The organism is Segatella maculosa OT 289, assembly GCF_000243015.1.
GTDB classification, from domain to species: domain Bacteria; phylum Bacteroidota; class Bacteroidia; order Bacteroidales; family Bacteroidaceae; genus Prevotella; species Prevotella maculosa.
This window is the reverse complement of record NZ_JH594514.1, coordinates 23,412-29,977: the sequence shown is the minus strand read 5'-3', so window position 1 is coordinate 29,977 and position 6,566 is coordinate 23,412. Positions and strand designations below refer to the sequence as shown.

Sequence of the window (6,566 nt, the reverse complement as noted above, 5' to 3'; positions counted from 1 at the left end):
AGACTTCCCAATAGGAAGACTTAACGGTTCCCAATAGGAAGACAAGACCTTTCCTTATAGGAAGACGATACCTTTCCCAATAGGAAGACAAGAGATTTCCCAATAGGTATACAATCCATTTCCTTATATAAGTCCAATAGGACTTTAAGTATAACTCCTCAAGGACTTTAAGTATAGGTTCAAGAGGACTTTAAGTATAAGTCCTATCGGACTCCTTATATAAGTCCTACCCGACTCCTTATATACCTCCTATCCTACCCCTTATATAAGTCCTATTGAACCTCCAGTGGAAGTCCTCTTGTATCTCCAATGGAAGTCCTATTGGACCTCCAATGGGAGTCCTGTCCGACCAATAAGATGACGGGAACGAGGCCGATTATTATTGTCAAACGTCCATTGCCCTAAAAATAGAAAGGCCTGCAAACTGATTTGCAGGCCCTTCGTGATAGTGTATGTGGATAAGATTATGCAATAACCTCGCTCCAATCTTCTTTACTCTTGCGCTGATAAGTCTGATAGCGCAGCTTGGCCATCTTCTCGGCCTCGGTGAACAACTCCTCTGCTTCATTAGGATAAGCCTTTGCCACAGAAGAATAACGCACCTCACCCATGAGGAACTCGCGGAAGTCGGCCCAGTTCGGCGCCTTGGAATCAAGTTGGAAGGGGTTCTTTCCCTCGTCGGCCAAGCGCGGATCGTAACGCCACAGATGCCAATAACCGCAATCAACGGCCAGCTTCTCTTCGTTTTGGCTGCGACCCATGCTGCGCTTCATGTTCTTCGTGCCCTTGATACCGTGGTTGATACATGGCGCATAAGCAATGATCAACGATGGTCCGGGGTAAGCCTCGGCTTCGCGAATAGCCTTTAACGTCTGTGCATTGTCGGCACCCATGGCAATCTGTGCCACATATACGTAGCCGTAGGTGGTCTGCATCAGACCAAGGTCCTTCTTGCGAATGCGCTTGCCTTGCGCTGCAAACTGTGCGATGGCACCGAGCGGTGTTGACTTGGAACTCTGACCACCGGTGTTGGAGTAAACCTCGGTGTCGAGCACGAGGATGTTCACGTCTTCACCCGTAGAGAGCACGTGGTCGAGACCGCCGTAACCAATATCGTAAGAGGCACCGTCGCCACCGATAATCCACTGGCTGCGCTTAACGAGGTAGTGGTCGAGGGTCTGGAGCTCTTTGCAGATTGGGCAACCGGCCTTTGCCCCTTCTTCAATGAGTGGTTTCAATGCTGCAGCTGCAACCTTGGACGCGTCGGCATCATCTTTGCCGTCTATCCAGTTCTGTGCGGCTTCCTTGAATGCAGCCGAAACCGTATCGTCGGCTATCAGTTGTGTCAGCAGAACAACGATGCGCTCTTTCATCTTCTTATTGCCCATGGCCATGCCGAGACCGAACTCACAGAAGTCCTCGAACAACGAATTGTCGAAAGCCGGACCCTGTCCCTTGTCGTTGGTCGTATAGGGCGTAGAAGGAATGGACGCCGAGTAGATGGACGAACAACCCGTTGCATTGGATATCATCTCACGGTCGCCGTAGAGTTGGGAAATCAACTTCACGTAGGGCGTCTCGCCACAACCCGAACATGCACCCGAAAACTCGAACAAAGGCTGGGCAAACTGACTGTTCTTCGGACTTTGTTTGATGTCGACAAGGTCTTGCTTCGAAGTAACTTCCTTTACCATGTAGTCCCAGTTCTTCATCTCCTTCACCATGTCGGGCGCATCAACATTGAATGGAACCATGACGAGCGCCTTCTCGCCCTTCTTGCCCGGGCAAACGTCGGCACAGTTGCCGCAACCGAGACAGTCGAGCACGTCGACCTGAATGCGGAATTGCATGCCTTTGAGTTGCTTCGGAGCAAGAATATCCATGGTTGTGCCGTCAAATCCGGCTTTCTCTTTCTCATCCAACACGAACGGGCGGATTGTTGCATGAGGACAGCTGTAGGCACACTTGTTGCACTGGATACAGTTCTCCGAATTCCATACGGGAACGAATGCTGCGACACCACGCTTCTCGTAAGCAGCCGAACCATTCTTCCATGTGCCGTCTACGGTATCATACTTGACAAAGTCGGAAACCTTGAGCAAATCTCCGTTTTGAGCATTTATCGGACGAACGATTTCCTTGATGAAAGCAGGAGCATCATCGTTATCATTACTCTCAACAGAGAGGTTAGCCCATGCCGGATCGATAGTCAACTCCTTGTATTCACCGCCACGGTCAACGGCAGCATAGTTCTTGTCGACGATGTCTTGTCCTTTCTTGCCGTATGATTTCACAATGAAGGCTTTCATCTGTTCAACGGCAAGTTCTGTCGGTATGACTTGCGTGATGCGGAAGAATGCTGATTGAAGAATGGTATTGGTACGGTTGCCAAGGCCTATCTCCTGTGCAATCTTTGTAGCATTGATGTAATAAACCTTGATATCGTTCTTTGCAAAGTAAGCCTTCACCTTATTCGGAATGAAGTTTACGAGCTCTTCGCCATCGAAAATCGTATTCAACAGGAAGGTACCGTTCTTCCGGAGACCTCGTGTCACATCATACATGTGGAGGTAAGCCTGCACATGGCATGCCACAAAGTTAGGTGTATTCACCTGATAAGCAGAGTGAATGGGGCTATCGCCGAAGCGAAGATGCGAACATGTGAAGCCACCAGACTTCTTGGAGTCGTAGCTGAAGTAAGCCTGACAATACTTGCTTGTATTGTTACCGATAATCTGCACCGAGTTCTTGTTTGCTCCCACGGTACCGTCGGCACCAAGTCCGTAGAACTTAGCCTCATAAAGGCCTTCGCCGCCCATCGGAATCTCCTCTACCTCGGGCAAGGAAGTGAAAGTTACGTCATCAACGATACCAACCGTGAAGTGGTTCTTTGGCTCTGGCATTTCAAGGTTGTTGAATACGGAGATGATTTTGGCCGGTGTCGTATCAGAAGAGCCAAGACCGTAACGACCACCGACAATAACCGGCTTGCGTGGATCGTCATAAAGTGCACTCTTAACATCAAGATACAAAGGCTCACCTTCTGCTCCCGGTTCTTTCGTACGATCAAGAACTGCAATACGTTTTACTGTAGCAGGGATGGCTTCGCGGATAGCTTCGACAGAGAACGGACGATACAAATGGACCGCAACCATACCAACTTTCTTGCCTTGCTTAACAAGATAGTCGATAGCCTCGCGAGCCGGCTCTGTGGCAGAACCCATCAAGATAATGATGTTCTCTGCATCTTTTGCGCCATAATAGTTGAACAAATGGTACTCACGACCAGTAATCTTTGAAATCTCACCCAAATACCTCTCTACGATAGCTGGAATACGATCATAGTATTGATTGGAAGCTTCACGATGTGTAAAGAAAGTCTCTGGATTCTCTGCCGTACCACGTGTCACTGGACGCTCCGGAGTAAGCGCACGATCACGGAACTTCTTAATAAATTCAGGATTTACAAGCGGTCGAATGTCTTCCATGCTCATCTCTTCAATCTTATGATACTCATGAGAAGTACGGAAACCATCGAAGAAGTTGATGAATGGAACCGAAGATTCTAACGTCGCCAAATGCGGAACTGCAGAAAGATCCATCACTTCCTGAACCGAACCGGAGCAGAACATGGCAAAGCCTGTCTGACGACAAGCCATCACATCCTGATGATCACCGAAGATACAAAGAGAATGCGATGCCAATGTGCGGGCTGAAACGTTGAATACGCAAGGAAGTAATTCGCCGGCAATCTTATACATATTGGGAATCATCAACAACAACCCCTGCGAAGCTGTGTATGTAGAAGTTAGTGCTCCGGCCTGAAGCGAACCATGCACAGCACCGGCTGCACCGGCCTCAGACTCCATTTCTTGAATTGAGACAGTCTGCCCAAACAGATTCTTGCGGCCTTTGGCGGCCCATTCATCTACATGCTCTGCCATCGGAGATGACGGAGTAATAGGGTAAATAGCAGCAACCTCAGTAAACATATAGCTTACATGAGCGGCAGCAGTGTTACCATCACAAGTGATAAACTTTTTTTCTTTAGCCATTTTATGATTGATAAAATATTAATAAATGTTTTTGTATATAATTTGTATGATTTGTTTTCCTTATTATATATCGTCAGTACAAGAAACCTAAAAGCCAAAGCGGAATGCGGTTGTCCTTTCCGACTTCAGTATGGTAACGTGCATAGATGATATCCGGGTTATAACGTAACTTGTAATCGCTTTGAGAATCGGTTATCTTGAATTTCTTAATGCCGTCAACCATAAAGCAATGGTCTCTTGATGCTTGATTAACCTTGTGGTCTTTCCAAAGTGAATTGACGAAGAACGTTTCCATAAGCTCCTGCTCATTCGCTTGAATAGGATAAATTGCATACATCAAATTAGAGTTATGCATCATCACTTTACCGGGCTTTTTGGGGAATTCCTGCCCCATAGGATAAATGATATTGATAAGTCTTGCATCGGCAAGATACTTGATATAATTCATCACCGTGGCACGACTGGTTTGTATTTCTTGCGCCAAGTTACTGATATTAGGTGCCTTCGGGCCCTCAACTGCAAGCAAATAGAAAAGCTTTTTGATTTTAGTCAGGTACTTCAAGTCAATTTGTTTGATGAGCAGAATATCCACCTCTGTCATCATATTCATTGTCTTAAGCAAATTTTCTGAGAAGTTTCTATGTTCTAAAAAGAAGGGATAAAAGCCATGATGAATATAATCAAGAAAGTATTTCCGGGGACTAATCGTTGGAAGAATATCTTTGACGATATGCTCATGATATCGCAATATATCGTCTAAGGCATAAGGTTGGAAGTTACTTCCTGTCATGAGGTTGATATACTCACGGAAAGAAAACCCACGCAAGTTGTAGCTCTTAACGATGTTGTTCAATTCGGGATTCTCTTCCTTCAGTCGCATGACGCTACTTCCGGTAAATACAATCTTCAAATCACGATAAGTGTCATAGCATTTACGGAGCTCTCTGCTCCAATTATGCTGTTTGAACACCTGATCTATGAGTAAAACCTTTCCCCCATTATTTACAAACTCTCCTGCAAACTCAGCAATTCCTTTTCCTTGGAAATAGAAATTGTTCATGTTGACATACAGACACTGCCGGTCTTGTGCCCCAAACTTCTCTTTGGCATACTGCAGAAGAAATGTAGTCTTTCCCACACCGCGCGTCCCTTTAATGCCAATCATACGGTCGTTCCAGTCAATCTCATCCATGAGCGTGCGACGAACGGGCACGTTTGTATGTTCGACAAGATAAGCATGTGTACGAAAGAAAGCTTCCATATATTATATTGAGTTCCGGCTTTGTTTATCTAAATACCCTGCAAAGATAATACTTATTTCCAAATTTGCAAACTGTAGATTGCAAAAAGTTTGAGTTTTTTCATCTTTTAGCATTGAACGGGTGTATAATATCAGTTATATTGCGTGGTAATATGGCTCATTTCAGTGTGTAATATCAGCCACTTTAGCGTGCGAAATGGGTCATATTGTACGGTATAATGGCTGATATTGAAATACAAGACGTAAGTGATTGATTAAAACAACATCTTCCTTAAAACATAAAAAAGAGACTGACGCGCATCACTGCGTACCAGTCTCCAAAAATTAGAGAGTTATAAAAAAATCAAGTCTTAAGGTAAAAAATTATATGTAATATTCTTTTTTACTTGCTGCCAATGTATTCTTCATCAACGAACAGATGGTCATCGGCCCCACCCCGCCGGGAACGGGTGTTATGAACGAGCATTTGGGTGCCACTTCGTCAAACTTGACGTCGCCGTTTAAGCGGAAACCACTCTTGCGTGTGGCATCGGGGACGCGCGTCGTGCCCACGTCAATAATCACCGCATCGCTCTTTACCATGTCTTCCGTGACGAAATCAGGGTGTCCGATGGCTGCAATGATGATATCAGCCTCGCGACATTCTTTCTTCAAATCTTTTGAATGACTGTGACACACCGTCACCGTGGCATCACCGAAGTTCTTTTGCATCATCAGCTGTGCCATGGGCTTTCCTACGATATTGCTGCGTCCGAGCACGACACACTTCTTCCCACTCGTCTCAATATGGTAATGCTGCAGCAAAGTAATGATACCCAAAGGGGTGGCTGAGATGAAGCAAGGAAGTCCGATAGCCATTCGACCTACATTTATGGGGTGGAAGCCGTCCACGTCCTTGCGATAATCAATTGCCATAATCACCTTCTGCTCGTCGATATGTTGCGGCAAAGGCAATTGAACGATAAAGCCGTCTACGTCTGTATCCTTGTTCAAGCGGTCTACACATGCGAGGAGTTCTTTCTCCGTCACATCATTTTCAAAACGAATAAGAGTCGATTTAAATCCGCATTGCTCACAAGCAATAACCTTATTTCTCACGTAGGTTTCAGATCCTCCATCATGCCCCACTAATATGGCAGCCAAATGGGGTTGCTTACCTCCGGCAGAAAGAATCTTATCGACCTCTTCTGCGATATCTGCCTTGATAGCTGTTGCCGTTGCTTTCCCGTCAATTAATTGCATAGCTGTTC

At 45.8% G+C, this 6,566-nt stretch carries 3 protein-coding genes; all 3 read right to left on the bottom strand.

Annotated elements, in window-relative coordinates; genetic code table 11:
- Nucleotides 1-464 precede the first annotated feature (464 nt).
- Nucleotides 465-4,055: a pyruvate:ferredoxin (flavodoxin) oxidoreductase gene (gene nifJ, locus HMPREF9944_RS12155; RefSeq protein WP_008566645.1), complete on the bottom strand. Its 3,591-nt coding sequence runs from the start codon at nucleotides 4,053-4,055 to the stop codon at nucleotides 465-467.
- A 73-nt stretch (nucleotides 4,056-4,128) separates the two neighbouring features.
- Nucleotides 4,129-5,316 (bottom strand): ATP-binding protein, encoded by a 1,188-nt coding sequence (locus HMPREF9944_RS12150; RefSeq protein WP_008566644.1) that lies wholly within the window; start codon nucleotides 5,314-5,316, stop codon nucleotides 4,129-4,131.
- Between the two features lie 363 nt (nucleotides 5,317-5,679).
- Nucleotides 5,680-6,558, bottom strand: a complete 879-nt coding sequence (gene folD / locus HMPREF9944_RS12145; protein ID WP_008566643.1) for a bifunctional methylenetetrahydrofolate dehydrogenase/methenyltetrahydrofolate cyclohydrolase FolD — start codon at nucleotides 6,556-6,558, stop codon at nucleotides 5,680-5,682.
- Between the last annotated feature and the right edge of the window lie 8 nt (nucleotides 6,559-6,566).

Excerpts from the sequence above, each read along its gene's own strand:
- folD (WP_008566643.1), bottom strand. The coding sequence starts at position 6,558 with ATGCAATTAATTGACGGGAAAGCAACGGCAACAGCTATCAAGGCAGAT.
- nifJ (WP_008566645.1), bottom strand. The coding sequence starts at position 4,055 with ATGGCTAAAGAAAAAAAGTTTATCACTTGTGATGGTAACACTGCTGCC.
- HMPREF9944_RS12150 (WP_008566644.1), bottom strand. The coding sequence starts at position 5,316 with ATGGAAGCTTTCTTTCGTACACATGCTTATCTTGTCGAACATACAAAC.